Raw genomic sequence first — 24,315 nt, 5'->3', positions numbered from 1 at the left:
GGCTCAGCCGCCGAGGTAGCGCAGGATCGCCAGCACCCGGCGGCTGTAGCCCGGGTCGCGGGGCAGGTCGAGCTTGTCCATGACGGCGTTGACGTGCTTCTCGACGGTGCTGAGCGAGACGTGCAGGCGCTCGGCGACGGCGGCGTTGGTCAGGCCCTGGGCGAGGTGGCGCAGCACCTCCGCCTCGCGCGGGCTGAGCCGGGCCAGCGGGTCGGCGCGGGTGGTGCGGGCCATGAGCTGCCGGACGACCTCCGGGTCGAGCGCCGTGCCGCCCGCGTGCACCCGCTCCAGCGAGCCCAGGAACTCGGCCACCTCCGAGATGCGGTCCTTCAGCAGGTAGCCCAGCCCCTCGGTGGAGCCGGCCAGGAGCCTGGCGGCGGAGTGCTGCTCGACGTACTGGGACAGGACCAGCACGCCCACCTCAGGGCGGCGCTCGCGGATCTCCAGCGCCGCCCGCAGCCCCTCGTCGCGGTGGGTGGGCGGCATCCGCACGTCGATCACCGCCACGTCGGGACGGTGCCGCTCGACCGCGTCGAGCAGGGCGGGCGCGTCGGCGACCGCGGCGGCCACCTCGTGCCCGGCCTCCTCCAGCAGCCGCGTCAGCCCCTCGCGCAGCAGCACGGAGTCGTCGGCGAGGATCACCCGCACGGCGGCGCCTTCGGCAGGGTGGCGGTGATCCTCGTGGGGCCGCCGGGCGGGCTGTGCACGGCGAAGGCGCCGTCCAGCGCCAGCACCCGCCGGGCCAGGCCGGACAGGCCGCCGCCCGCCGGGTCGGCCCCGCCCCTGCCGTCGTCCGAGATGGCCACGCTCACCGTCCGCTCGTCCTCGCTCAGCACGACCAGGATGTCACGGGCGCCGGCGTGCTTGACCGCGTTGGTGATCGCCTCGCGGGCCACGAAGTACAGCGCGGTCTCGATCTCGGACGCCGGCCGCCCGGCCAGGCCGTAGTGGACGGTGACCGGCACGCCGGACCGCTCGGCGGCCCCGTCGAGCGCGGCGCGCAGGCCCAGCTCGTCCAGGGCGGTCGGGTAGACCCGCCAGGCCACGCTGCGCAGCTCGTCGAGGAGCTGGCGCGACTCGGCGTACGCCTGGTCGACCAGCCCGCTGACGCGGTGGCGGGCGTCCTGCTCCGCGCTCGCCGCGAGGTGGCGGGCGCGGCCGAGCAGCATGGCCAGGGCGACGCCGCGCTGCTGGACGCCGTCGTGCAGGTCGCGCTCGATGCGGCGGCGCTCGTCGTCCACGGCCCTGACGATGCCGGAGCGGGTCGCGGTCAGCTCGGCGATGCGCAGGCGCAGGCGCTCCTCGGGGCCGGGGCCGAGGAAGCGCGCGGCCAGGCGGCGTTCGAGCGCGGCGGCGGCCAGGATCAGCGCCACGGTCACGCTCAGCATGGCCAGGCCGCCGGTCAGTCCGAGCACGCCGCTGCTGGTGACGATCCGCACGCCGGGCAGGGTGACCGGCACCGGCTCCGAGCCGCCCCACGCGAGGTCCCACAACCCGCCGAGCAGCAGCAGGACGGTCAGGAACAGGGCCGAGGCGCAGAGGTACCCGGCGAGCAGGCCCAGCGCGGCCCGCGCGGCGAGGAAGCCGGGCCCGCCGCCCTCCCCCGCGCTCTCGTGGCCGTACCAGCGGGCGAGCCTGGCCCGCTCCAGCCGGGTCAGCCGGCCGACGAGCCGCCCGGCGGCGGGCCGGGCCGCGGGGACGAGGGACGGGGGCACGAGGGAGGCGGGCCACGCCAGGCAGAGAGCGGCCAGCTCGGCGGCGCCGAGCACCGCCCCGGTGAGCACCCCCGTCAGCGCCCGCGCGACCCGGGGGCCCGGCCCGGCGCGGTGGTGTTCGGCTGCGACTGACACGGGCGCAGTCTAGGCGTCGCGGCGGCGCAGGACCGCGTGGCCGGCCGCGAGCGCCGCCGCCGTCCAGGCCACCAGCCAGGCCAGGCCCTCCCCCGCCGAGTACGGCAGCGGCCCGCCGGTCAGGTTGTCCGTGCTGCCCATGAACGCCAGCCCCGCGAACAGCGGCATCCGCAGCGACGCCGCCACCGCCACCGGGCTGCCGGTCATCAGCAGCATCAGCGGCAGGCCCAGGAGCAGCAGGAACACGACGGTCAGCGTCCCGGCCGCGCTGCGCAGGGCGGCGCCCGCGCCCAGGGTCAGCACCGACACCAGCGCGAAGAAGACCCCGACGCCGAGCAGGTCCCGCGCCACCTCGCCGGGCGGCAGGACGGACAGGCCGCCGAACACGTCGATCGACAGCAGCGCGTGGACCGCCGCCGTCGCCACCGCGCCGGACAGCACGCCCGCCACCGCCATCACGGGCGCCAGCACCAGCGCCTTGGCCGCCAGCATGACGCCGCGCACCGGGACGGCCTGGAGGGTGACGCGGACGGAGCCGGAGGCGTACTCGGCGGTGATCGTCAGCATCGCCAGCGCCACCAGGGCGAACTGCGCGAATATCGTCGCCGAGACCGCCGCCTCGCTGGCCACGACCGGCGCGGCGGGCGGGCCGCCGTCCTCGGCGGCGCGCAGGGCGTCGGTGACCGACGCGCCGCCGAGCGTCACGGCGGCGAGCACCATGAGCGCGAACGCCCCCGCCAGGCACCACCACGTGGACCGCACCGACCAGAGCTTGCCCCACTCGGCCGCCGTGGCCTGCCACAGGATCCGCACGCTCATGCCCTTCCCGCCCCGTACTCGACGCTTTGCTCGGTCAGCTCGTGGTAGGCCTGCTCCAGGGACGCCTCCCGCGTCCGCAGCCCGTGCAGCCTGACGCCCGCCTCGTGGGCCAGGTCGCCCACCCGCTCGGCGGTCGTGCCGGTGGCGACCAGCTCGTTCTCGCCCGACCTGGTCACCTCGACCCCGTCGGCGCGCAGCCGGGCGGCCAGCTCCCTGGCGTGCGGGGTGCGGACGACCACCGCCGTCAGCGAGCTGCCCGCGATGACCTCCGCCAGCGGCGCGTCGGCGATGAGCCGGCCCTGCCCGATCACCACCAGGTGGTCGGCGGTGAGCTGCATCTCGCTCATCAGGTGGCTGGAGACGAGCACGGTCCGGCCCTCGGCGGCCAGCGACCGCATCAGCCCGCGCACCCAGCGCACGCCGTCCGGGTCGAGCCCGTTGACCGGCTCGTCGAACAGCAGCACCCCGGGATCGCCCAGCAGCGCCGCCGCGATGCCGAGCCGCTGGCTCATGCCCAGCGACAGCGCCCCGGCCCGCCTGCGTGCCGCGCCCGCCATGCCGACGGACTCCAGCACCTCCTCCACCCGTCCGCGGGGGATGCCGTTGCTGCGGGCCAGCGCCACCAGGTGGGCGTGGCCGGTGCGGCCCGGGTGCAGCGCCCGCGCGTCCAGCAGCGCGCCGACCGTGCGCAGCGGGTTCCTGATCCGGTGGTACGGGACGCCGCCGATGAGGGCCGCCCCCGCCGTGGGCCGGTCCAGGCCCAGCACCAGGCGCATCGTGGTGGACTTGCCGGCGCCGTTCGGCCCGAGGAACCCCGTCACCGCGCCGGGGCGCACGTCGAGCGTCAGGTCGTCGAGCGCCAGGCGGTCACCGTACCGCTTGCTCAAACCTTTCAAGCTGATCACGCCGTCCCACGCTAGGGGGCCGGGCGGGCGGCGGACATGGGGGCGGACCGCCGACCTCGATGGCGGAAAACCCCCAGGGCGCCGGACCCGGTGCGGCGGGGCGCGGCGGAGGGCTCTACGATGCCCGCCAGCCGGATTCTTCTTCCCCCAATGAGGTCCTCGTGTTCGGAATCCTCCGCCCGTGCGCCGCGCACGGCTGCCCGTCGCTCATGCGGGCGTGGCGGGCGCACCTGTGCGGGTTGTGCCTGACGCTGCGCGACGGGCAGGGCCACGGCGCGCGGCTGGCCACCAACTACGACACGCTGGTCGTCTCCGTGCTCGCCGAGGCCCAGCTCCCGTCGGCCGCGCCGCGCCGGACGGCGGGGCCGTGCGCGTTGCGCGGCTTCCGCCCGGCCGAGGTGCTGGACGCGCGGGCGGACGGGGCCCGGCTGGCGGCGGCGGTCTCGCTGGTGCTGGCGGCCGGGAAGCTGCGCGACCACGTGGCCGACGGCGAGGCCGCGTTCGGGACGGTCGCGGCGCGGCGGCGGCTGGCGGCCCGCTGGCAGCGGGGCGGGGCCAGGATGGCGGCCGGGGTCGGCTTCGACGCCGCCGCGCTGGCCGCCACGGTGGACCGCCAGCTCGACGTGGAACGGTCCGCAGGGCCGGCGACGGGCCTGCTCGCCCTGACCGCGCCGACGGAGGACGCCGTGGCGGCGGCGTTCGCGCACACGGCGGTGCTGGCCGGGCGGCCGGGGAACGCCGCGCCGCTGGCCGAGGCGGGCCGCTTCTTCGGCCGGCTCGCGCACCTGCTGGACGCGGTCGAGGACCGCGCCGGGGACGAGGCGCGCGGCGCGTTCAACCCGCTGACCGCCACCGCGACCTCGCCGCGGGAGGCGCGGCGGCTGTGCGAGGACGCCGCACACGGGCTGGCCCTCGCGCTGGAGGAGGCCGAGTTCGAGGACCGGCACCTGGTGGACGCGCTGCTCGGCACCGAGGTGCGGCGGGCCGTCACCCGCGCGTTCGGCGCCCCGGCCGCCTCCTACCAGCGGCCGGGCTGGATCAGGAAGTCCGCGGCCGGGATCGCGACCTTCCTCACCTGCGGCGTGTGGCGCCCGCGGTGGAGCAAGAGGGCCGGGCACGGGTGCGACGAGCGCTGCTACTTCCGGGGCGGGAGCTGCTGCGACTGCTGCACCTGCGACTGCTCCTGCGGCTGACCCGCCGGCCCGCCGCTCCTCGTGCTCCAGCCGTTCATCCACTGGGGCGCGTGCCGGAGCAGCCCGTCCAGCTCCTCGACGGCCTCGCGCTCGACCGAGCCCACCCGCGCCAGGTCCTCGACCCGCCGGCACAGCTCGGCCTCCCGCGCCGCCCCCACGGTCGCGCAACTCCCCTTGAGCCGGTGGGCCAGCGCCGCCACCTGGGCGAGGTCCCCGGCCGCCGCGACGGCCCGCAGCTCCTCGAACGTGCGCCGCGCCGTCGCCAGGTACGCCTGCGCCACGTCCGCGACCGCCTCCGGCGACAGCCCGGCCAGCTCGGGCGGCAGGTCGCCGTAGGAGGCCCACTCCGGGATCCTGGCCAGCACGCGCGGCCAGTCCACCGGCTTGGTGAGGTGGTCGTCCATGCCGGCCTCCAGGCACCGGACCCGGTCCTCCGGCATGGCCGCGGCGGTCATCGCGATGATGGGGGTGCGCAGCTCCTCACGCCGCCGGATCTCGGCGGTGGCGGCCAGCCCGTCGAGCACGGGGAGCTGGCAGTCCATGAAGACCAGGTCGTAGCCGCCGGACAGCACGGCCCGCACCGCCTGCGCGCCGTCGTCCACGGTGTCCACCTCGTGGCCGGCCCGCCGCAGCACCAGCATCGCCACCTGGCGGCTGACCTCGTCGTCCTCGGCGACCAGGACGCGCACGCCCCCGCTCTGCCCGGCGAGGTCCTGGACGAGCTCGCGCGGCTCGCCGGGGCAGCCCTCGGCGACGCCGAGGGCGTTCTCGACGGCGGCCAGCAGGCGGCGGCGGCTGAGCGGGCGGGTGATCGACTGCACGGCCCGCTCGCCGGCGGCCGGCCAGGCGAAGCGCGCCCGGCCCGGCGTGACGACCACGACGACGCTGGTGCCCTGGAGCAGCGGGTCGCTGAGGATGGCGTGGGCCAGCGACCCGCTCTCGCCGCCGCCCTCGGCGCCCAGGTCGAGGGCGACCACCGCCAGCTCGTACGGGCTCCCGGCGGCCGCCGCGGTACGCAGCAGGACCAGCGCCGAGCGGGCGTCCCTGACCTCCTCCACGGCGAGCCCCGCCCCGGACAGGTGGCGCCCGGCCAGCGCCCGGTCCTCGGGGCGCGCGTCGGCGACCAGCGCCCGCAGCCCCTCCAGCGCCCCGGCGTCCGGCTCGGACCAGGTCAGCACGTTCATCGGCAGCCGCACCCAGAACCGGCTGCCCACGCCCTCCACGCTGTCGAGCCCGATCTCCCCGCCCATCAGCTCGGTGAGCTGCCGGGCGATGGCCAGGCCCAGGCCACTGCCGCCGGTGCGGCGGGTGATCGGCGAGTCGACCTGGCGGAAGACGCCGAAGACCCGCTCGCGGTCGTCGGGCGGGACGCCGACGCCGGTGTCGGAGACGGCGAAGCGCAGCGTCACCCGCGGCTCGCCCGGCTCGCCCTCCTCCAGCGTGACGTGCAGGTCGACGCCGCCCTGGACGGTGAACTTCAGCGCGTTGCCGACCAGGTTGGCCAGGATCTGCCGCAGCCGCGCCGGGTCGCCGGCCACCTGCCGGGGCACGTGCTCGTCGAGCCGGAGCGTCAGCCACAGGCCCTGCTCGTAGGCGAGCGGGGCGAGCGGCGCCACGACCTCGTCGCACAGTCGCGGCAGGTCGAACGGCGTCTCCTCGACCTGGAGGTGCCCGGCCTCGATCCTGGACAGGTCGAGGAAGTCGTCGAGCAGGCGCAGCACGTTCTGCGCCGACTCCTGGGCGGTGGTGGCGTAGTGGCGCTGCTCGTCGTCCAGGCGGGTGCTCATGAGCAGGGAGTTCATGCCGAGCACGCCGTTGATGGGGGTGCGGATCTCGTGGCTGATCTTGGCCAGGAACTCCGACTTGGCACTGGAGGCGCTGACCGCCTCGTCCCGGGCGGCGGCCAGCTCGGCGGCGTAGCGGGCGAGCGTGGCCTGGGCGCGGCGGCGGCCCCGGGTGGTGTGGATCTGGATGCCGAGGCCGATGAGGATGAGCAGGGCGAGCAGGGCGGCGACGGTGGCGACGTTGGCGCGCAGCTGCTGGGCGGAGGCCAGCGCCTCGTCCGCCGAGACCTCGGCGGTCACCGTCCAGCCGATGCTGGGGATGGGCTCGGAGGCCGACAGGACGGTGCCGTCGATGCCGGGGAAGCTGCCGTTCCAGGTGCGGCCGGCCAGCGCCGCGTCCACGCGCGGGTCCTCGCGCAGGGAGGTGAGGGCGTAGAGCTTCCTGCCGGGGTCGGCGACGAGCACGCCGGCCCGGTCGGTGATGAGCAGCCGGATGTCCTGGGCCTCGGCGGCCTCCTCGGCGAAGCGCCGGATGGCGTCGAGGCTGTAGACGACGGTGAGGATGCCGAGCATGCGCCTGCCGTCGGCGCTGGGGATGGGGGCGGCCACGGCGACGGCGCGGGAGACGTCCCGCATGGTCGGCGTGTACGCCTGCGAGACGTGCGTCTGCCTGCGGTCGCGCACCGCGCGGTACCAGTCGGTGTTGCCGATGTCCTGGGGCAGCGCGCTGGGCGGCTCGGCGCCCAGCATCGCGCCGTCGGGCGAGGTGAGGATGAGGCCGCTGACGCCGTCGTCGCGCATGCGCTTGAGCTCGCCCAGGTAGCCGCGCAGGGTGGCGGAGGTGCGGCTCTCGGAGGCGGCGTCCTCGACGGCCCCGCGCACCCGGGGCTGCTCGGCGAAGGCGGTGACGAGCTGCCGCAGCGAGCCCATCTGCTGCTCGACGACGACCCGGCTGACCGAGGCGGTGGTCCTGACCCGGTCGCTGACCTCGCTGCTGACCGCCTGCTCGGACAGGCTGATGCTGGAGGAGGTCAGCAGCGCCAGCGGCAGCAGGCCGAGCAGTGTCCACAGGGCCGTCACCGCGAGCAGCCATCTCACCGGCGTCCGCCTCCTCCCCTCGCCCGGGTCAAGACTAGGAGGGATCACGGGTGCGCGGGGGGATCGACGTGAGCAGAATGCGCTAAAGTCGATCTTATTTCGCAAAAGCCACCTAAGCTGCACTGAACCTCTGTCAGATGGAGCGAGGAGGGTGCGGTGCCTCAGCCCAGGGACATCACCGTACTCATCGTGGACGACGACCCGGTCGTCACGGCCGCGTTGCAGGCGCAGGTCAACCGGGTGCTCGGGTTCAGGGTGGTGGGCATCGCCCACAGCGGGCACGCCGCGCTGGCCGCCGCCGCCCGGTTCGCGCCGCGGCTCATCCTGCTCGACCTGCACCTGCCCGACCTGCCGGGGCTGGAGGTCGCGCACCGGCTGCGCCGTCCGGACCAGCCGCCCGCCGACGTGATCGTGATCTCCGGCCGCAAGGAGTCGGCGACGGTACGCGCCGCCATCCAGCGCGGCGCGCTGTACTACCTGGTCAAGCCCACCCGCGCGGGGACGCTGGAGCAGACGCTGCTGCGGTACGCGGCCACCTCCGCGCAACTGGAGGCCAGCGGCCGCTTCGCCGAGCAGCAGGAGATCGACCGCATCTTCCGCTCCCTGCACACCGACCAGCCGTTCCGCCCGAAGAGCATCTCCGCGGCCACCGAGCAGGCGGTGCTGGACGCGCTGAGCGCCGTCGAGGAGGACGTCTCGGCGCACGAGCTGGCCGCCGCCATCGGCGTCAGCCGCGCCACCGCCCGCCGCTACCTGGAGCACCTGGCCGACCGGGGGCTGGTGGAGACCCGGCCCAGGTACGGGCCCACCGGCCGCCCCCAGCACCGGTACCGCGCCCGGTGACCCGCCGGCTCGGGACGGCCGCGGGCGTCCGGGTGGTGCTCGCCGTGCTGCTGTGCCTGCTGCCCGCGGGCTGCGGCGAGGACGACCGCTTCCCCGAGGGCTCGACCATGGCCCGTATCAGGGACCGCGGCGTCCTGGTGGTGGGCATCAAGTTCGACCAGCCGATGTTCGGCTACAAGGACCCGGCCACCGGGCGCATCACCGGCTTCGACGCCGAGATCGCCCGCCTGGTGGCCAGGGACCTCACCGGCAGCGAGCGCAACATCCGCTTCGTCGAGACCGTCTCGCGCGAGCGGGAGAACTTCATCTCCCAGCGGATCGTGGACATGGTCATCGCCACCTACTCGATCACCCCGGCCCGCGCCCGCCTGGTGACCTTCACCGACCCGTACTACTACGCCGGGCAGGACCTGCTCGTCCGGACCGCCGACACCCGCATCCACGGCGTGTCCGACCTCGACGGCAAGACCGTCTGCACGGCCATCGGCTCCACCTCGGTGGACCGGCTGCGCACCGAGGTCTCCGGCGCCAGCCTGGAGATCGTGGACAGCTACAGCGTGTGCGTGCCCGCCCTGCTGTCCGGCCGGGTGGACGCGCTCAGCACCGACGACACCATCCTGCTCGGCCTGCAGGCCCAGCATCCGGACGCGCTGCGGCTGGTGGGCAAGCCGTTCGGGCGCGAGCCGTACGGGATGGGCGTGCGCAAGGACGACCTCGCCTTCCGCGACCACCTCAACGGGCTGATCGCCCGCTGGCTGGCCGGCGGCGAGTGGGACCGCGCCTACCGGGACACCATCGGCGTGTCCGGGGCGACGTCCGAGAGCTCCAAGCCCGCCGCCCGCTGACCAGCGGCCCCGATTCCCGAGCATTCCTGAGCATTCCTGAGCAGAAAGATCACAAGCCCCTCCCGCGCCACACCCGGCTCCTACGGTTACGCCATCGCGGACCGACACAAGGAGCGTGACGCATGCCGCAGGAGGACCTGATCGTCCTGGACCGGGTCAACAAGCGCTACGGCGACCACCACGTGCTCAAGGACGTGAGCCTGACCGTCCGCCGCGGCGAGGTCGTGGTGGTCATCGGCCCGTCCGGGGCGGGCAAGTCGACCCTGTGCCGCGCGATCAACCGGCTGGAGACCATCGACTCCGGCACCATCAGCGTGGACGGCACGCCGCTGCCGGCCGAGGGCAGGGCGCTGGCCCGGCTGCGTGCCGAGGTCGGCATGGTCTTCCAGTCGTTCAACCTCTTCGCGCACAGGACCGTCCTGGACAACGTCGTCCTGGGCCAGGTGCACGTGCTGAAGAGGCCGAAGGACGCCGCCACGCGCAAGGCCCGCGAGCTGCTCGACCGGGTGGGGATCGGCGGGCAGGCCGCCAAGTTCCCCGCCCAGCTCTCCGGCGGCCAGCAGCAGCGGGTGGCCATCGCCCGCGCCCTGGCCATGGACCCGAAGGTGATCCTGTTCGACGAGCCGACCTCGGCGCTCGACCCCGAGATGGTCAACGAGGTCCTGGAGGTCATGACCTCGCTGGCCCGCGACGGCATGACCATGGTCGTCGTCACCCACGAGATGGGCTTCGCCCGGCGGGCCGCCGACCGGGTGGTCTTCATGGCCGACGGCGAGATCGTCGAGCAGTCCACCCCCGACGGCTTCTTCGGCGCGCCGAGCAGCGAGCGCGCCCAGTCCTTCCTCGCCAAGATCCTCACCCACTAAGGAGCGCACGTCATGTTCGGAAGGTCCCTGTACGCGGTGTTCGCCGTTCTGGTCCTGGCCACCGCCTGCGGCGGCGGCGGGCAGGGGGGCGACGCCTCGGTCGTGGACAAGGCCAAGAACGACAAGAAGCTGGTCATCGGCGTGAAGGCGGACCAGCCGGGACTGGGGCTGCGCACGCCGGACGGCACGTTCACCGGCTTCGACATCGAGGTCGCCACGTACGTGGCCAAGCAGCTCGGCGTCGAGCCGGACGGCATCACGTTCAAGGAGACGGTCTCGGCCAACCGGGAGGCGTTCCTGGAGCAGGGCCAGGTGGACCTGGTGGTGGCGACGTACTCGATCACCGACGCCCGCAAGCAGAAGGTGTCCTTCGCCGGGCCGTACTTCGTGGCCGGGCAGGACCTCCTCGTGCGGGCCGACGACACGGCGCTGACCGGGCCGGAGACGCTCAACGGCAAGAAGCTGTGCTCGGTCGCCGGCTCCACCCCGGCCCAGAAGGTCAAGACGGAGTACGCCAAGGAGGTGCAGCTCCAGGAGGAGCGCACGTACTCGGCGTGCGTGGACCGGGTGCTCGGCGGCCAGCTCGACGCCCTCACCACCGACAACGTCATCCTGGCCGGCTACGCCGCGCAGCACGCCGGCAAGCTCAAGGTCGTCGGCAAGCCGTTCAGCACCGAGAAGTACGGCATCGGGCTGAAGAAGGACGACACGGCCGGCCGCAAGGCGGTCAACGACGCGCTGGAGAAGATGTTCGCCGACGGGAGCTGGGCCAAGGCGCTGCAGGCCAGCGTCGGCTCCTCCGGCTTCACCGTGCCGCAGGCCCCGGCGCTGGAGCGGTACTGATCGTATGGAGGCCCTGCTGACCGAACGCGACACGATCCTCGCCGCGTTCTGGATGACGATCAGGCTGACGGCGGTCAGCGCGCTCGGCTCCCTGGTGCTGGGGACGCTGCTGACCGCCATGCGGGTCGCGCCGCTGGCCTCGCTGCGGGCCGCCGCGGGCACGTACGTGTCGGTGGCCCGCAACACGCCGCTCACGCTGGTGCTGCTGTTCACCGGCCTCGGCGTCGGCGCGAACCTGGGCGTGGAGCTGTCGGACGACATCGCGACCAACAACTTCTGGCTGGCCTGCATCGGGCTGACCGCCTACACCTCGGCGTTCGTGTGCGAGGCGCTGCGCTCCGGGCTCAACACCGTGCCCGTCGGGCAGGCCGAGGCGGCCCGCTCGCTGGGCCTCGGGTTCGTGCGGACGTTGCTGCTGATCACGCTGCCGCAGGCGTTCCGCGCGGTGGTGGCGCCGCTCGGCAGCATCCTCATCGCGCTGACCAAGAACACCACGATCGCGCTGGTGGTGGGCGTGAGCGAGGCGTCGGTGCGGATGCGGGAGATGATCGAGACGTACGGCGACCAGGTGATCGAGATCTTCCTCGGCTTCGCCGCCGGGTTCGTGCTGCTGTGCCTGCCGATGGGCCTGCTGTTCGGCTGGCTGTCGCGGCGGATGGCGGTGGCCAGATGAGCTATGCGAACCTCTACGAGGTGCCGGGCCCGCGCGGGGCGCGCCGCAACCGGCTGCTGGCCGCGGCCGTCGCGCTCGTGCTGCTCGCCCTCGCCTACGTGGTGTACGCGCGCTTCGACGAGAAGGACCAGTGGGCGGCCGACAAGTGGCTGCCGCTGCTGCGCGGCGACGTGTGGGCCACCTTCATCCTGCCCGGCCTGGCGGGGACGCTCGGCGCGGCGGTGGCCGGCGGGCTGCTGGCGGGGGCGTTCGGGCTGGTGTTCGCGGTGGCCCGGATGTCGGAGCACCGGTGGATCCGGGTGCCGGCGGGCGCGGTGGTGGAGTTCTTCCGGTCGGTGCCGCTGCTGCTGCTGATCTTCTTCGCGTTCTTCGGCTCGTACATGCTGATCGGGACGAACATCTCGGCGTTCACCGCGGTGGTCTTCGGGCTCACGCTCTACAACGGGTCGGTGATCGCCGAGATCGTCCGGGCCGGGGTGGCGAGCCTGCCCAAGGGGCAGCGCGAGGCGGCCTACGCGGTCGGCATGCGCAAGGGCCAGGTCATGCGGCTGGTGCTGCTGCCGCAGGCGGTGCGGGCGATGCTGCCCGCGCTGGTCAGCCAGTTCATCGTGCTGCTGAAGGACTCGGCGCTCGGGCTCATCGTCGGCTACGACGAGCTGGTGGACCGGGGACTGAACGGCATCGCCGCGAACTTCGCCAACGTCATCCCGGCCGCGATCCTCATCGCCGCGATCTTCATCGCCGTCAACACCTCGCTGGACCGCCTGGCCCACCGGCTCGGCGCGGCCTGACCGGCCTGTCCGGCCTGACCGTCCGGTCCCGGCCCCGTCCGATCCAGTGCCGGTCCCCGTCGGCCCCGTCCGATCCAGTGCCGGTCCCCGTCGGCCCCGGCCTTGCGCCGGGGCCACAATGGTCCCATGCCGATCCCCTCCCTCGGCCCTTTCACCGGTCGCACCCTGCCCGGACTCGCCCGCGACCTGCGCGACGGGCGCACGACCCCGTCCGAGCTGGCCGCGCTGGCGCTCGACGCGATCGCGGCGCGCGACCCCGAGCTGAACGCCTTCGTCACCGTGGACGCCGACGGCGCGGCGCGGGCGGCCCGGCGGGCCGGCGAGGAGCTGGCGGCCGGGATCGACCGGGGGCCGCTGCACGGGGTGCCGGTCGCGGTCAAGGACCTCGTCATGGTCGCCGGGCTGCGGGTGACGATGGGGTCGCGGCACTTCGCCGGGCACGTGCCGGAGCACGACGCCGCGTGCGTGGCCCGGCTGCGCCGCGCGGGGGCGGTCATCGTGGGCACCACCACGACGCACGAGTTCGCGTACGGGCCGACCGGCGACCGCTCGGCCGGCGGGCCCGCCCGCAACCCGTGGGACACCTCCCGCATGACGGGCGGCTCCAGCGCGGGCAGCGCCGCGGCCGTCGCGGCGGGTCTGGTGCCCCTCGCGCTCGGCACCGACACCGGCGGCTCCGTCCGCATCCCGGCCGCGTTGTGCGGGGTGTCCGGCTTCAAGCCCGCCTACGGCGCGATCCCCGCGGACGGCGTCTTCCCGCTCGCGCGCACCCTCGACCACGTCGGCGTCCTGGCCGCCACCCCGGACGACTGCCTCCTCGCCTACCACTGCCTGACCGCCACACCCGTCCGGGAGCCGGAGGGTGGCGCGGGGGCGCGGGTGGCGTGGCTGGAGCCGGACGGGCTGTTCCCCACCGATCCGCGGGTGGCGGCGGTGGCGCGCGCGGCCGCCGGGGACGTCACGGCGGAGGTGCGGATGCCGGAGGAGGTCGTGGCGTCGTTCCGGGAGACGTACCTGGCGATCCAGAGCTGCGAGACGGCGGCCGTGCACGCCGACCGGCTGGCCGCCGCGCCCGAGTTGTTCGACCCCGAGCTGCTGGAGCGGCTCCGCCTGGCCGCCGAGCTGCCCGGCTGGCGTTACGTGCGGGCCCTGGAGGCGCGCCCGGCGCTGGCGGAGCGGGCCGAGGCGCTGTTCGGGGAGCACGACGTGCTGGCGACGCCGACCGTGCCGATCCTCGCCCCGCCGCTCGGCGCCCGCGAGCTCGACCCCCGCGAGCTCGGCGCCGGCGGCGGGCCTGTCCAGGTGCGGGCCGCGTTGCTGGCCATGACCAGCCCGTGGAACGTGCTCGGTCTCCCCGCGCTGACCGTCCCCGCGGGGACGGTGGACGGACTGCCGGTCGGCCTGCACCTGGTGGCCCGTCCCGGCGCCGAGCCGCTGCTGTTCGCGGCGGCCCGGCGGGCGCGGGCGGGCGGCCGGGCGCATCAGTCCTAGGCCGGGCCGGCGGCGGTGCCCCTGGCGCGGCGACGTCGATGCCGGGTCGTCACCGTACGCCTCCGGCCGCGTGCGCGCCCCGGCCGTTCCGCCGCGTCTGGGTGCTGGCACCCATGCCGTCGCCCCCCGCCGGCGTGCTTTGATCGTGCGGACGCGGAATCGAGGAGCCGGGCGGTGGGATCGCGCGGCTCGTGGAGGCGTGAGGTGGCGCGAGGCAGCAGGTTCGCCGATCACGTGAGCGCGCCGCTGCGCGGTCTGGCGCTGGCCGGGGTCGCGCTGCTGGGGCCGCCGCTCCTGGTCGTGATGTTCGTGGGGGCGCACGCGGGGCTGCCGTCCCCGGCGTTCTTCGTCGAGCAGGGCCGCCGGCTGCCGGCGCTGGCGCGGTCGCTGGCCGCCCGGTGGGGCGGCGTGGAGATCGCCTCGCCGTACCGTCCGGCTCCGCCGCCGCCCGTACGCGATCCCGACGGCTGGTACCGCGACGGCGACGCGCTGTTCCGCTCGGCGTTCCTGCCCGCCTACCTGGCGCGGTTGCGGTGGGTCGCGGGCGATCCGGCGACCGCGCGCGACCTGGCGTGGATGGTGCTGAACCCGCTGGTCGGCGGCGTGCTGGCGGGGCTCGCGCCGGCGCTGGTCGGCGTCGGGCTCGTGGCGGTGCCGCTCGGCCGACCGGCAGGGGCCGCGGCGGCGCTGCTCGGCCTCGCGCTCGGCCCCCGGCTGCTGCGCCTGCACGCCCGCTGGACCCGGGTGCTGCTCGCGCCGCCGGCGCGCCGCGCCCCAGGCCGCCTCGCGCGGGCCGCGAGGTCGGGAGCCGTCGCCGGGGCCCGGCTGTGCGGGAGCGTGGTGCTGGCGGGGGTGGCGATGGTGTTCGCCGTGGCGCAACTGGTGGCGGTGGGGCTGATGCCGGTGCGGCTGTGGCCCGAGACGGTGCTGGGCTCACGCCGGTTCGTGTCCTGGCGCCGGGCCCGGATCGGCGAGTGGACGGGCGTGCGGATCGCCGAGCCGTACCGGCCCGAGCCGCCCCTGCCCGATCCCGGTCCGGACGGGTCGTACCGGCTGGGGTGGGGCCCGTTCGGCACCGTCCACCGGACGCGGGCGGACGCGCTACGGGCGCGGCGGTTCGAGTGGCTGGCACGTGACGGGGCGTCGTGGCGGGATCTGGCGTGGCTGTTCCTGGAGGTGCCCGTCGCGGTCGTGCTGTTCGCGGGGCCGGCCGTGCTGATCGCCGGCGGGCTGGCCGGGCTGTGCTGGTCGTGGGTGTGGGCCGAGGCGCTGGGTCTCCTCACCGGGGCGGCGTGGTCGCCCGATCGCCTGCTGCGCGCCGCCGTGCCGGCGTTGCCGGACGTGCCCGCCCCGGTGGCCGGGCTGGCCGCCGCGGCCCTCGGCATGGCGGTCGCCCCGGCGCTGCTGCGCTGCCACGCCCTGCTGAGCCGCGCGCTGCTCGGCCCGACCAGGGCCGCGGTGCTGACGAGCCGGGTGGACACGCTGACCAGCAGCCGCGCCCGGATCCGGGACGCCCAGGCCGCCGAGCTGCGCCGCATCGAGCGCGACCTGCACGACGGCGCGCAGGCCCGGTGGGTGGCTGTCGGGATGACGCTCGGAGCGGTGGAGGAGCTCATCGACCGGGACCCGGAGGCCGCCAAGGCGATGGTCGTCGGCGCCAAGGACATGTCGGTGACCGCGCTCGGCGAGTTGCGCGAGCTCGTCCGGGGCATCCGCCCGCCGGTGCTCGCCGACCGCGGGCTCGCCGACGCCGTTCGTACCCTGGCGATGGACGCCCCGCTGGAGGCGGAGGTACGGGTACGCCTGCCGGGCCGGGTGGCCGCGCCGATCGAGGCGGCGGTCTACTTCGCCGTGTCCGAGCTGCTGACCAACGCCGCCAAGCACGCCGCCGCGTCAAGGGTCCTGGTCGAGCTGCGCCACGCGGACGGCGTGCTGACGGTCACCGTGGCCGACGACGGGCGGGGCGGCGCCGTGGCCGGGCACGGGGGCGGGCCCGGGGGCGGGAACGGGGCCGGGCCCGGGGGCGGGCTGCACGGCATCCGGCGCCGCCTCGGCGGATTCGACGGAACTCTGACCCTGTCCAGCCCGCCGGGCGGACCGACCGTTGCGACCTTGGAGGTTCCATGCGGGTTGTCCTCGCCGAGGACGTCTACCTCCTCAGGGAAGGGCTCACCCACCTCCTGAGAGGTCACGGCATCGACGTCGTGGCCGCGGTGGACACCGGCGAGGAGCTGCTCGACGCCCTGGCCAGGCACCGCGTGCAGGCCGCGATCGTGGACGTGCGCCTGCCGCCCGGCTACACCGACGAGGGAGTGCGCGCCGCCGTCGAGGCCCGCAGGCGCCGTCCGGGTTTCCCCGTGCTGGTCCTGTCGCAGTACGTCGAGCAGATCTACGCCCGCGAGCTGCTGGCCGACGGCGCGGGAGGCGTCGGCTACCTGCTCAAGGACCGGGTGTTCGACACCGGCCACTTCGTCGGCGCGCTGCGCCGCGTCGCGGCCGGCGGCACCGCGATGGACCCCGAGGTGATCGCGAAGCTGCTCGGCGGCACCTCGCCGCTGCACCCGGTGGCGTCGCTGACCCCTCGCGAACGCGAGGTGCTCCAGCTCATGGCCCAGGGCCGCTCGAACGCCGCCATCGCCGCCGCGCTCCACGTCAGCGAGGGCACGATCGGCAAGCACATCGCCGCCATCTTCGCCAAGCTCGGCCTGGAGGCCACCGACGACACCAACCGCAGGGTCCTGGCCGTGCTGGCGTTCCTCAACCACGCACGGCCAGGGCCGCCGGGCCCCGCCGGGCCGTGATCAGCGGGCCGGCCTCACGGACAGCGCGTGCCGGAAGACCCCACGCGGATCCCAGCGGGCCTTCACCCGCTGCAACCGCGGGTAGTTGGCGCCGTAGTAGAGCGTGGACCAGGGCACGCCGGAGGTGTTCCACGCCGGGTCGGCCAGATCGACGTCGGGATAGTTGACGTACGCGCCGCCGTTGGCGCCGCCCGGGACGGGCACGCCGCCCGTGTCGGCGTACATCGCCTGGTAGAAGCGCCGCACCCACGCGACGCGCTCGGCTCCTTCCCCTTCGGTCCAGGTGCCCACGAACAGCGCCTTGAGCACCGAGTCACGATCCGCCACGGCGGTCGCGCCGGAGGCCACGGTGTTGACCTGCCCGCCGTACGACGCCAGCAGCATCACCCCGCTCGACGAGGCGGGCCCGGACACGCTCAGGTGGTCGTAGGCCACTCCGATCTGCCGGTCGGTGAAGCGCCGGCGCACCTGCGCGGACTTGGCCTTGAACCTCCCGGACTCCTGGTCGGCGCCGAGCGCCTGCGTCCTGACCGCGTGGTACCACGGCAGCCGCCGTACCGGCGGGATGAGGGCCCGCGCCGCCACCCCCCGCGTCAGCGCCGCGAAGTACCCGGTGAGCAGCCGCTCGGCGTCCGGGACCGAGGCGTCCATCATGGTCGGCAGGATCATGCCGCCCGGATCCGCCCCCTGGACGCGGCTCTGCACGATCAGCGCGCTCCAGAGCCCCGCGTACGGGACGCCGGGCCGGCTGTTGCGCTCGTGCCACTCGCCGTGGTTGCGCAGCAGGGCGGTGAACGACTCCCTCGTCATGTCGCCCCACGACCAGGCCGGGTGGCAGACCAGCAGGGCCGGTGGCGGCTTGGGCAGCAACGTACGGGGGTCGTCGCCCTTCGCCTCCGGGTCGCGCATCCAGTAGCGCGTCACGACCCCGAAGTTCCCGCCTCCGCCGCCCGTGTGCGCCCACCACAGGTCGTGGTGGGGGTCGGACGGGTCCCTCGTGGCGACCACCGTCCTGGCCCGCCCGGAGCGGTCCACCACCACGACCTCCACCGCGTGCAGGTAGTCGACCACCGAGCCCAGGCTGCGCGAGTGCTGGCCGTAGCCGCCGCCGGCGATGTGGCCGCCGGCCGCCACCCCGCCGCACTGACCCGCGGGAACGGTCACGCCCCAGCCCAGGTACAGCGTCCGGTACACCTGCATCAGTGTCGCGCCCGCCTCGATCGCGAACGCGCCCCGCCTGTCGTCGAAGTACACCCGCGACATCTCGCACAGGTCGATCACGACCTGCGCGCCGTCGCCGACGAAGTTCTCGTAGCAGTGGCCGCCGCTGCGCACCGTGACCCGTTTGCCGGCCCTGACGGCCTCCTGCACGGCTCTCTCCACCTGCTCGGTCGAGCCGGCCACGTGGAAGTACTCCGGCCTGGGGGTGAACCGCTCGTTCGTCCGCCGCACGGCCAGATCCTCGTATCGCGGGTCCCCCGGGGCGACCCGGACCGGCCCCAGCTCCTCGGCGGCCCTCGACGGCGCGCCGAGGCCCAGCACCGCCGTCCCGCCGGCTGCCGCCGCGCCGCCCATGAACCCGCGGCGGGTCACTCTGCTCACGATCGACCACCTCCTGCTCCCTTGTCGGTGCGAGCAACGCTAGGAGCGGGGGCACCGGGCGCAGAACCGCCTTGGCACCCGTCCGGGATGGGGGGTAACCCCCAGAGAGATCACGGCTCCCGCGTGCGCCGCCCCATGCCCTCAGGCCGGTGGCGTGGGCGGTGGGGTGGGCGGTGACGTGGGCGGTGGTGCCGGCGGTGGCTCAGGACTCGCTCGTCCGGTCGGCGGTCCGCACGAGGAAATCCTCCGGCAGGCCGGTGACGGTGACCTGGCCGTCGTGGCCGACGCCGGCCTCGACCTCGTGGCCGGCCACCCGCAGCCCCCCGACGCGCAGCGCGCCGAGCGGGGCCCCGGCCAGGGGCCGCAGCAGGACGCGGCGCTCGGGCACGTCCGGGTAGAGGCCGAGCGCGGCGTGGACGACGGTGAGCGCGGCGGCGGCCGCCCACGCCTGGGGGCGGCAGGCGGCGGGGTAGGGCACCGGGCCGCCGGCGCCGCCGGACCCGTCGCGGACGTCGCCGCCGTACAGCTCGGGCAGGCGGTAGCCGAAGGACTCGGCGGCGGCCAGCAGGCCCTCGGCGAGCGCGGCGGCCTCGGCGGCGAAGCCCTCGCGGGCCAGGCCCGCCAGGACGATCGCGGTGTCGTGCGGCCAGATCGAGCCGCAGTGGTACGACAGCGGGCTGAACCCGCCGTCCGCCGCCGACATCGTGCGCAGCCCGAAGCCGCCGGACAGGCCGGGCCCGGCCAGCAGCGCCGCGACCCGGGCCGACTCCTCCGGCGACAGCAGGCCGGTGCCGAGGAGGTGGCCGACGTTGCTGGTGAGGGCGTCCACCGGCCGCTTGTCGCGGTCGAGGGCCAGCGCAGGGAAGGGGCCGTGCTCGCCGTCCACCCAGAAGGCGGCGCGGAAGCGGGCGTTCAGCGTCGCGGCGTACTCGCGCCAGCGCTCCGCGCCGGGGCGGCCGAAGGCGTCCAGCAGCGCGGCCCCGTCGAGGGCGGCCCGGTGGGCGTAGCCCTGGACCTCGGCCAGCGCGATGGGCGGCTGGGCCTGGCCGCCGTCGTGGAAGCGCACGGAGTCGCCGGAGTCCTTCCAGCCCTGGTTGGCCAGGCCGTGGCCGCTGGTGTCGACGTACTCGACGAAGCCGTCGCCGTCGGGGTCGGCGTGCTCGGCGAGCCAGCCGAGCGCGGCCTCCAGGTGCGGCAGCAGGGCGGCGACCTCGGCGGCGGGCAGGCCCCAGCGCCAGGCGTCGTGCAGGAGGCTGATCCACAGCGGGGTGGCGTCCACGGTGCCGTAGTAGGCGGCGGGCAGCCGCCGGTCGCCCTCGCCGAGCTGGAACGCCTCGCGCCGCAGCTCGTGCATGATCTTGCCAGGGGCCTCGCCGGTGCAGGGGTCGAGGCGGGTGCCCTGGCGGCGGGCCAGGACGCGCAGCGTGCCCGCGGCCAGGGTGGTGCCGAGCGGCAGGAGCATGCGGGCGGCCCAGATGCTGTCGCGGCCGAACAGGGTGAGGAACCAGGGCACGCCCGCGCCGAGGAAGGTGTCGCCGGGGGCGCCCGGCTCGGCCAGCCGCAGCGAGCGCAGGTCGGCGAGGGACTGCTCGACCAGGCGGGCGATGCGGCGGTCGGCGGCGGCGACCCGCGGCGGGCTCCACTCCAGGGGGGCGGTGGCGGGCACGACGACCGCGGCCGGGTCCTCGACGGACAGGCTCCAGCCGAGCGTCGTGGTGCCGCGCGGCGGCAGCGCGATCTCCCAGGTCAGGGTGGCCCCCTCCGCCCCCGCCCGCGCCCGCGCGCCCCGGCCCTCGGCGGTGACCCGGAGGCCGGGCGGGCTCCAGGCGAGGCGGCCCTCGCCGGCGGGCTCGGCGGGGACGGGCGGGGCGTCGGCGCGGCCGGACTTGACGTCCTCGATGGCGGCCAGGTCGCAGGCCAGCTCGACGGTCACGGTGGCGGCGACGGGCACGGCGGCGGCGGAGACGATCTCCAGGTCCTCGCGCATGCCCTGCGGGGTCAGCTCGCGGGTGCGGGTGAGCCGGACGGTCGGGTCGGAGCCCGGGTCGCCGAGCCAGCGGGCCAGGGACACGAAACGTGCCCTCCCGGCCCCGGCGGGGGCGTGCTGGACGGCCTCGGGCTCCCTGCCGTCCACGAGGATCCGGGCCAGCGACAGCACCCGGCGGTCGGCGCGGAAGAGCCCCTGCACGCCGGACCGCCGGATCTGGCCGTCGGCGCCGCTGAGCGCACTGGCGGGGGCCATGACCGTACTGACCAGGTCGTGCAACAACGGTTGGGGCACGTCGACTCCCTCCTGACGGCGGACAGGCCGGCGGTGCGGATCGTGCACCGTTCCACGGCGTTTCCAACGATCAGATTATGCCCGGGCCGATCGTGCCGGACGGACCGTGCCGGGCGCCCGTCCGGCCGGGCACGTCAGAAGAGCTGGGCCAGCCTGAGCAGCAGGTTGTGGACGCCGTAGGCGAAGGGCAGGCCGACCCAGGCCCACGCCAGCACCATCAGACCGATGCGCCTGTTCATGCCGCCCTGCCCTTCTCCCCGCCGGTGGCCGGCCCCCGGGACGGGTGCTCGTGGTACTTGTCGTGCACGGGCCGGATCAGCTCGTTGGCGAGGAAGCCGACCGCGAGCAGGCCGATCATGACGTACAGCGAGGTCATGTAGAGGGCCGGGCCGGAGCGCCCGGCGGCCTCGCCGGCGTCGGCGACCGCGTTGACGATGAGCGGGCCCAGCACGCCGGCGGTGGACCAGGCGGTGAGCAGCCGGCCGTGGATGGCGCCCACCTGGTAGGTGCCGAACAGGTCCTTCAGGTACGCGGGGACGGTCGCGAAGCCGCCGCCGTAGAAGGACAGGATGCCGAGCGCGCACACGACGAACAGCGGCTTGGAGCCGGCGCCGGACAGCGCGATGGCGAGGTACAGCAGCGCTCCGGCGCCCAGGTAGAGGCGGTAGGCGTTCTTGCGTCCCGCGAGGTCGGAGGTGGAGGACCACACGAAGCGGCCGGTCATGTTGGCGAGCGACAGCAGCGCGACGAACCCGGCCGCCGCGCCGGCCGCGACCGCCGCGGGCGTGCCGGCGAAGAAGTCGGTGATCATGGGCGCGGCCTTCTCCAGGATGCCGATGCCGGCGGTGACGTTGCAGCACAGCACCACCCACAGGAGGAAGAACTGCGGGGTGCGCACCGCGTTGCGGGCCGAGACGTCGGCGTCGGTGACCAGCGGGCGGCGCGGCGGGGGCGTCCAGTTCCGGGGGCGCCAGCCCTCCGGCGGGACGCGGACCAGCAGCACGCCCATCGTCATGAACGCCGCGTAGACCACGCCGTGCACGAGGAACGTCAGCGCGATGCCGCCCGTGGTCGCGCCGAACCCGGCGAGCATCTGCGCCGACCAGGGCGAGGCGATGAGCGCTCCCCCGCCGAACCCCATGATCGCGATGCCGGTCGCCATGCCCGGCCGGTCGGGGAACCACCTGATGAGCGTGGAGACCGGCGAGATGTAGCCGACGCCGAGCCCGACGCCGCCGACCACGCCGTAGCCGACCACGACCAGCCAGTACTGCCGGGTGGCCACGCCCAGCGCGGACAGCAGGAAGCCGGAGGAGAAGCAGGCCATCGAGACGAACATGGCCCAGCGCGGGCCGTTGCGCTCCACCAGCGTGCCGCCGAAGGCGGCCGACAGGCCGAGCATGACGATGCCGAGCTGGAACGGCAGCGCGCTCTGCGTGCCGGTGAGGCCCAGCGCGGACTCCAGCGGAGGCTTGAACACGCTCCACGCGTACGCCTGGCCGATGGCCAGGTGCACCGAGAGCGCCGCGGGCGGGACCAGCCAGCGGCTCCACGACGGATCGGCGACGGTGCGGGAACGGGCGAGGAAACCTGCCACGCCGCCCATACTGTATGCCGTATCTCGCCTGTCTTCCCCCTTTACGTTGAGCGGTCAGATCTTGTCGATGAACGGTCCGCCCGTGTTTGCTGGGCTGGTGATCTCCCCCTACACCGGCTGGACCAGGGAGCACTGGGCGGCGCTCGCCGACCGCCTGCTCCTCGCCGCCCGCGCCCACGCCTCCCCCGCGCACGCCCGCGTCGGCTTCCCCGGGCCGCCCGGCGGGTACGGCCCTGACGTCGACGCCCTGGAGGGCTTCGCCCGCACGTTCCTCGCCGCCGGGTTCCGGGTCGCGGGCGAGGACGGGCGCGACCCGCTCGGCCTCATGGAGTGGTACGCCGAGGGCATCGCCGCCGGGGTGGACCCCGCCTCGCCCGAGCGCTGGGTGCGCCTGGACGAGCACGACCAGGCCAAGGTGGAGGCCGCCTCCATCGCGCTGGTCCTGCACCTGACCCGGCCCTGGCTGTGGGACCGGCTGCCGGAGCGGGTGCGCGAGCAGGTGGTGGACTGGCTGGCGCCCGCCGTGGGAGCCGCCTACCCGCCGATCAACTGGGTGTGGTTCCAGATCGTGACCGAGCAGTTCCTGGCCTCGGTGGGCGGGCCGTACGCGCCGGAGGACATCGAGGCCGGGCTCGCCCTGGCCCGCACGTTCGAGCGCGCGGACGGCTGGTACGCCGACGGCTCCGAGCGCTCCTACGACCACTACAACGGCTGGGCGCTGCACCTGTACCCGCTGCTGTGGAGCGAGATGGCCGGCGTGGACCCCGACCCCGCCCAGCTGGCCCGGCTGGAACGTTTCCTGGACGACGCCGTGCGCCTGGTGGGCGCCGACGGCTCGCCGCTCGTCCAGGGGCGCAGCCTGACCTACCGGTTCGCCGCGGCCGCGCCGTTCTGGGTCGGGGCCAGGGCCGGGGTCGGCTCCCCCGGGCTGCTGCGCCGGGCCGCCTCGGGCATCGTGCGGCACTTCGCCGAGCGCGGCGCGCCGGACCGCAACGGGGTGCTGACCCTCGGCTGGCACGGGGAGTGGCGGGGGATCGCGCAGGACTACTCGGGGCCCGGCTCGCCGTACTGGGCGTCGAAGGGGCTGCTGGGGCTGTCGCTGCCGGCCGGCCATCCGGTGTGGACGGCCGTGGAGGAGCCGCTGCCGGTCGAGACCGGCGACTTCACCCGCGTGGTCCGCGCCCCCGGCTGGCTGGTCAGCGGGACCCGGGCGGACGGGATCGTCCGGGTCGTCAACCACGGCACCGACCACTCGCGGCCCGGGTCGCGCCTGGCCGACGCGCCGCTGTACGCCCGCCTCGGTTATTCCACGGCCACGTTCCCGCTGCTGTCCGGCGACCCGCTCGACCAGTCGGTCACGGTGCTGGACGAGCGGGGGCGGGCCAGCCACCGGACGGGGTTCGAGGCGGGCCCCGTGTCCGCGCTGCCGTCCGGCACGCTGGTGGGCTCGTCGCGGTGGCGGGCGCACTGGGGCGAGCAGGGCCCCGGCCCGGACCACGGCCACAGCCGGCCGGGCGGCGAGATGCGGGACGGACCCCGGATGGAGGTCGTCTCCGCGGTCCGCGGCGCCTGGGAGGTCCGCTTCGCCCGCCTCCCGTCCGCCCCCTCCGGCATGGATGGGGAAGGGATCGGCGCGGAAGGGACCGGCACGGAAAAGACCGGCTGGGAAAGGGACGGTGGCGGAGCGGTGGGATCGGGTGGCGGGGAGGCCGGGCCGGAGGGCGGCCGACTGCGTTTCGGCGGGTGGCCCGCGCCGGAGGGCGGCCCCGCGACCCGGGTCGTGGGCGGGCCGGGGCTGACGGAGACGGGCCTGGCCGTCGCCGCCACCCCGCTGGCCGAGCGCACCCTGGTCCCGTGGTGCGCGACCCCGGACGCGGCCGAGCCGGGCCGCTGGTACCACGCGGCCCTCCTGCTGGGCACCGGCGACGACCCGCCCAAGGTCCAGGACACCACGATCACCTGGCCGGACGGAACGACGGACCGGATCGACCTGGACCCCCACTGACGGCGAACCCGATCGGCCTCTCCCGTCA

The 24,315-nt window shown here is 75.3% G+C and carries 19 protein-coding genes; 11 read left to right on the top strand and 8 right to left on the bottom strand.

Translation table 11 applies throughout. From position 1 onward, the window contains the following. Positions 1-3: 3 nt before the first annotated feature. Genes AB0H75_RS20485 through AB0H75_RS20470 form a run of 4 tightly spaced genes read right to left on the bottom strand, consistent with a single transcriptional unit; the run spans position 4 to position 3,574 of the window. Positions 4-648 (bottom strand): response regulator, encoded by a 645-nt coding sequence (locus AB0H75_RS20485; RefSeq protein ID WP_367798299.1) that lies wholly within the window; start codon positions 646-648, stop codon positions 4-6. Next, the gene (locus tag AB0H75_RS20480; RefSeq protein ID WP_367798297.1) at positions 639-1,850 is read right to left on the bottom strand and encodes a sensor histidine kinase; all 1,212 of its coding nucleotides are present in this window, start codon (positions 1,848-1,850) and stop codon (positions 639-641) included. The genes AB0H75_RS20485 and AB0H75_RS20480 overlap by 10 nt, the downstream gene beginning before the upstream one ends. 9 nt (positions 1,851-1,859) lie before the next feature. Next, the gene (locus tag AB0H75_RS20475; protein WP_367798295.1) at positions 1,860-2,669 is read right to left on the bottom strand and encodes an ABC transporter permease; all 810 of its coding nucleotides are present in this window, start codon (positions 2,667-2,669) and stop codon (positions 1,860-1,862) included. Continuing rightward, the gene (locus AB0H75_RS20470; RefSeq protein ID WP_367798293.1) at positions 2,666-3,574 is read right to left on the bottom strand and encodes an ATP-binding cassette domain-containing protein; all 909 of its coding nucleotides are present in this window, start codon (positions 3,572-3,574) and stop codon (positions 2,666-2,668) included. Before AB0H75_RS20470 ends, AB0H75_RS20475 begins: the two co-directional genes overlap by 4 nt. Positions 3,575-3,735: 161 nt before the next feature. Between AB0H75_RS20470 and AB0H75_RS20465 the strand changes: the two genes are divergently transcribed. Beyond that, a complete protein-coding gene (locus AB0H75_RS20465; protein ID WP_367798291.1) occupies positions 3,736-4,767 on the top strand; it encodes a DUF5685 family protein in 1,032 nt (343 codons plus the stop codon). Here the strand turns inward: AB0H75_RS20465 and AB0H75_RS20460 are convergent. Continuing rightward, entirely contained in the window at positions 4,710-7,649 is a 2,940-nt protein-coding gene (locus AB0H75_RS20460) for a response regulator (protein ID WP_367798289.1), read from the bottom strand. The genes AB0H75_RS20465 and AB0H75_RS20460 overlap by 58 nt on opposite strands. A gap of 156 nt (positions 7,650-7,805) precedes the next feature. Here AB0H75_RS20460 and AB0H75_RS20455 point away from each other — a divergent pair, with 156 nt between their 5' ends. The 9 genes from AB0H75_RS20455 to AB0H75_RS20415 all read left to right on the top strand — a co-directional run bounded on the left by AB0H75_RS20455 (position 7,806) and on the right by AB0H75_RS20415 (position 16,802). Then, positions 7,806-8,492 (top strand): response regulator, encoded by a 687-nt coding sequence (locus AB0H75_RS20455; RefSeq protein ID WP_367798287.1) that lies wholly within the window; start codon positions 7,806-7,808, stop codon positions 8,490-8,492. After that, entirely contained in the window at positions 8,489-9,337 is an 849-nt protein-coding gene (locus AB0H75_RS20450) for a glutamate ABC transporter substrate-binding protein (RefSeq protein WP_367798285.1), read from the top strand. The genes AB0H75_RS20455 and AB0H75_RS20450 overlap by 4 nt, the downstream gene beginning before the upstream one ends. A 122-nt stretch (positions 9,338-9,459) precedes the next feature. Next, positions 9,460-10,203, top strand: a complete 744-nt coding sequence (locus tag AB0H75_RS20445; protein WP_367798283.1) for an amino acid ABC transporter ATP-binding protein — start codon at positions 9,460-9,462, stop codon at positions 10,201-10,203. 12 nt (positions 10,204-10,215) lie between these two features. Beyond that, positions 10,216-11,046 (top strand): glutamate ABC transporter substrate-binding protein, encoded by an 831-nt coding sequence (locus AB0H75_RS20440; RefSeq protein ID WP_367798281.1) that lies wholly within the window; start codon positions 10,216-10,218, stop codon positions 11,044-11,046. 4 nt (positions 11,047-11,050) lie between these two features. After that, positions 11,051-11,719, top strand: a complete 669-nt coding sequence (locus tag AB0H75_RS20435) for an amino acid ABC transporter permease (protein ID WP_367798279.1) — start codon at positions 11,051-11,053, stop codon at positions 11,717-11,719. Further along, positions 11,716-12,510, top strand: coding sequence for an amino acid ABC transporter permease (locus tag AB0H75_RS20430; RefSeq protein WP_367798277.1), 795 nt, complete (start codon positions 11,716-11,718; stop codon positions 12,508-12,510). Before AB0H75_RS20435 ends, AB0H75_RS20430 begins: the two co-directional genes overlap by 4 nt. 126 nt (positions 12,511-12,636) lie before the next feature. Beyond that, the gene (locus AB0H75_RS20425; RefSeq protein ID WP_367798275.1) at positions 12,637-14,001 is read left to right on the top strand and encodes an amidase; all 1,365 of its coding nucleotides are present in this window, start codon (positions 12,637-12,639) and stop codon (positions 13,999-14,001) included. A 204-nt stretch (positions 14,002-14,205) separates the two neighbouring features. Beyond that, positions 14,206-16,185 (top strand): sensor domain-containing protein, encoded by a 1,980-nt coding sequence (locus tag AB0H75_RS20420; protein WP_367798273.1) that lies wholly within the window; start codon positions 14,206-14,208, stop codon positions 16,183-16,185. Then, complete coding sequence (locus AB0H75_RS20415) at positions 16,125-16,802, top strand: response regulator transcription factor (RefSeq protein ID WP_367798271.1); 678 nt, start codon at positions 16,125-16,127, stop codon at positions 16,800-16,802. The genes AB0H75_RS20420 and AB0H75_RS20415 overlap by 61 nt, the downstream gene beginning before the upstream one ends. On the opposite strand, the gene AB0H75_RS20410 is transcribed toward AB0H75_RS20415, so the two are convergent. The 3 genes from AB0H75_RS20410 to AB0H75_RS20400 all read right to left on the bottom strand — a co-directional run bounded on the left by AB0H75_RS20410 (position 16,803) and on the right by AB0H75_RS20400 (position 22,282). Beyond that, the gene (locus tag AB0H75_RS20410; protein WP_367798269.1) at positions 16,803-18,404 is read right to left on the bottom strand and encodes a BBE domain-containing protein; all 1,602 of its coding nucleotides are present in this window, start codon (positions 18,402-18,404) and stop codon (positions 16,803-16,805) included. It lies immediately after the preceding gene. Between the two features lie 202 nt (positions 18,405-18,606). Continuing rightward, on the bottom strand, positions 18,607-20,685 hold the full coding sequence (locus tag AB0H75_RS20405; RefSeq protein WP_367798267.1) for a glycogen debranching N-terminal domain-containing protein: 2,079 nt from the start codon (positions 20,683-20,685) through the stop codon (positions 18,607-18,609). Between the two features lie 235 nt (positions 20,686-20,920). Further along, positions 20,921-22,282 carry an OFA family MFS transporter gene (locus AB0H75_RS20400; RefSeq protein WP_367798265.1) on the bottom strand — a complete coding sequence of 454 codons (1,362 nt, stop codon included), beginning with the start codon at positions 22,280-22,282 and terminating at the stop codon, positions 20,921-20,923. A 67-nt stretch (positions 22,283-22,349) separates the two neighbouring features. Here AB0H75_RS20400 and AB0H75_RS20395 point away from each other — a divergent pair, with 67 nt between their 5' ends. Continuing rightward, complete coding sequence (locus AB0H75_RS20395) at positions 22,350-24,287, top strand: DUF2264 domain-containing protein (RefSeq protein WP_367798263.1); 1,938 nt, start codon at positions 22,350-22,352, stop codon at positions 24,285-24,287. Positions 24,288-24,315 lie beyond the last annotated feature (28 nt).

Source organism: Nonomuraea sp. NPDC050783 (assembly GCF_040802095.1).
Lineage (GTDB): Bacteria > Actinomycetota > Actinomycetes > Streptosporangiales > Streptosporangiaceae > Nonomuraea.
Note: the sequence above shows the minus strand (reverse complement) of the source record. Positions and strands in the feature narration are given on the sequence as shown.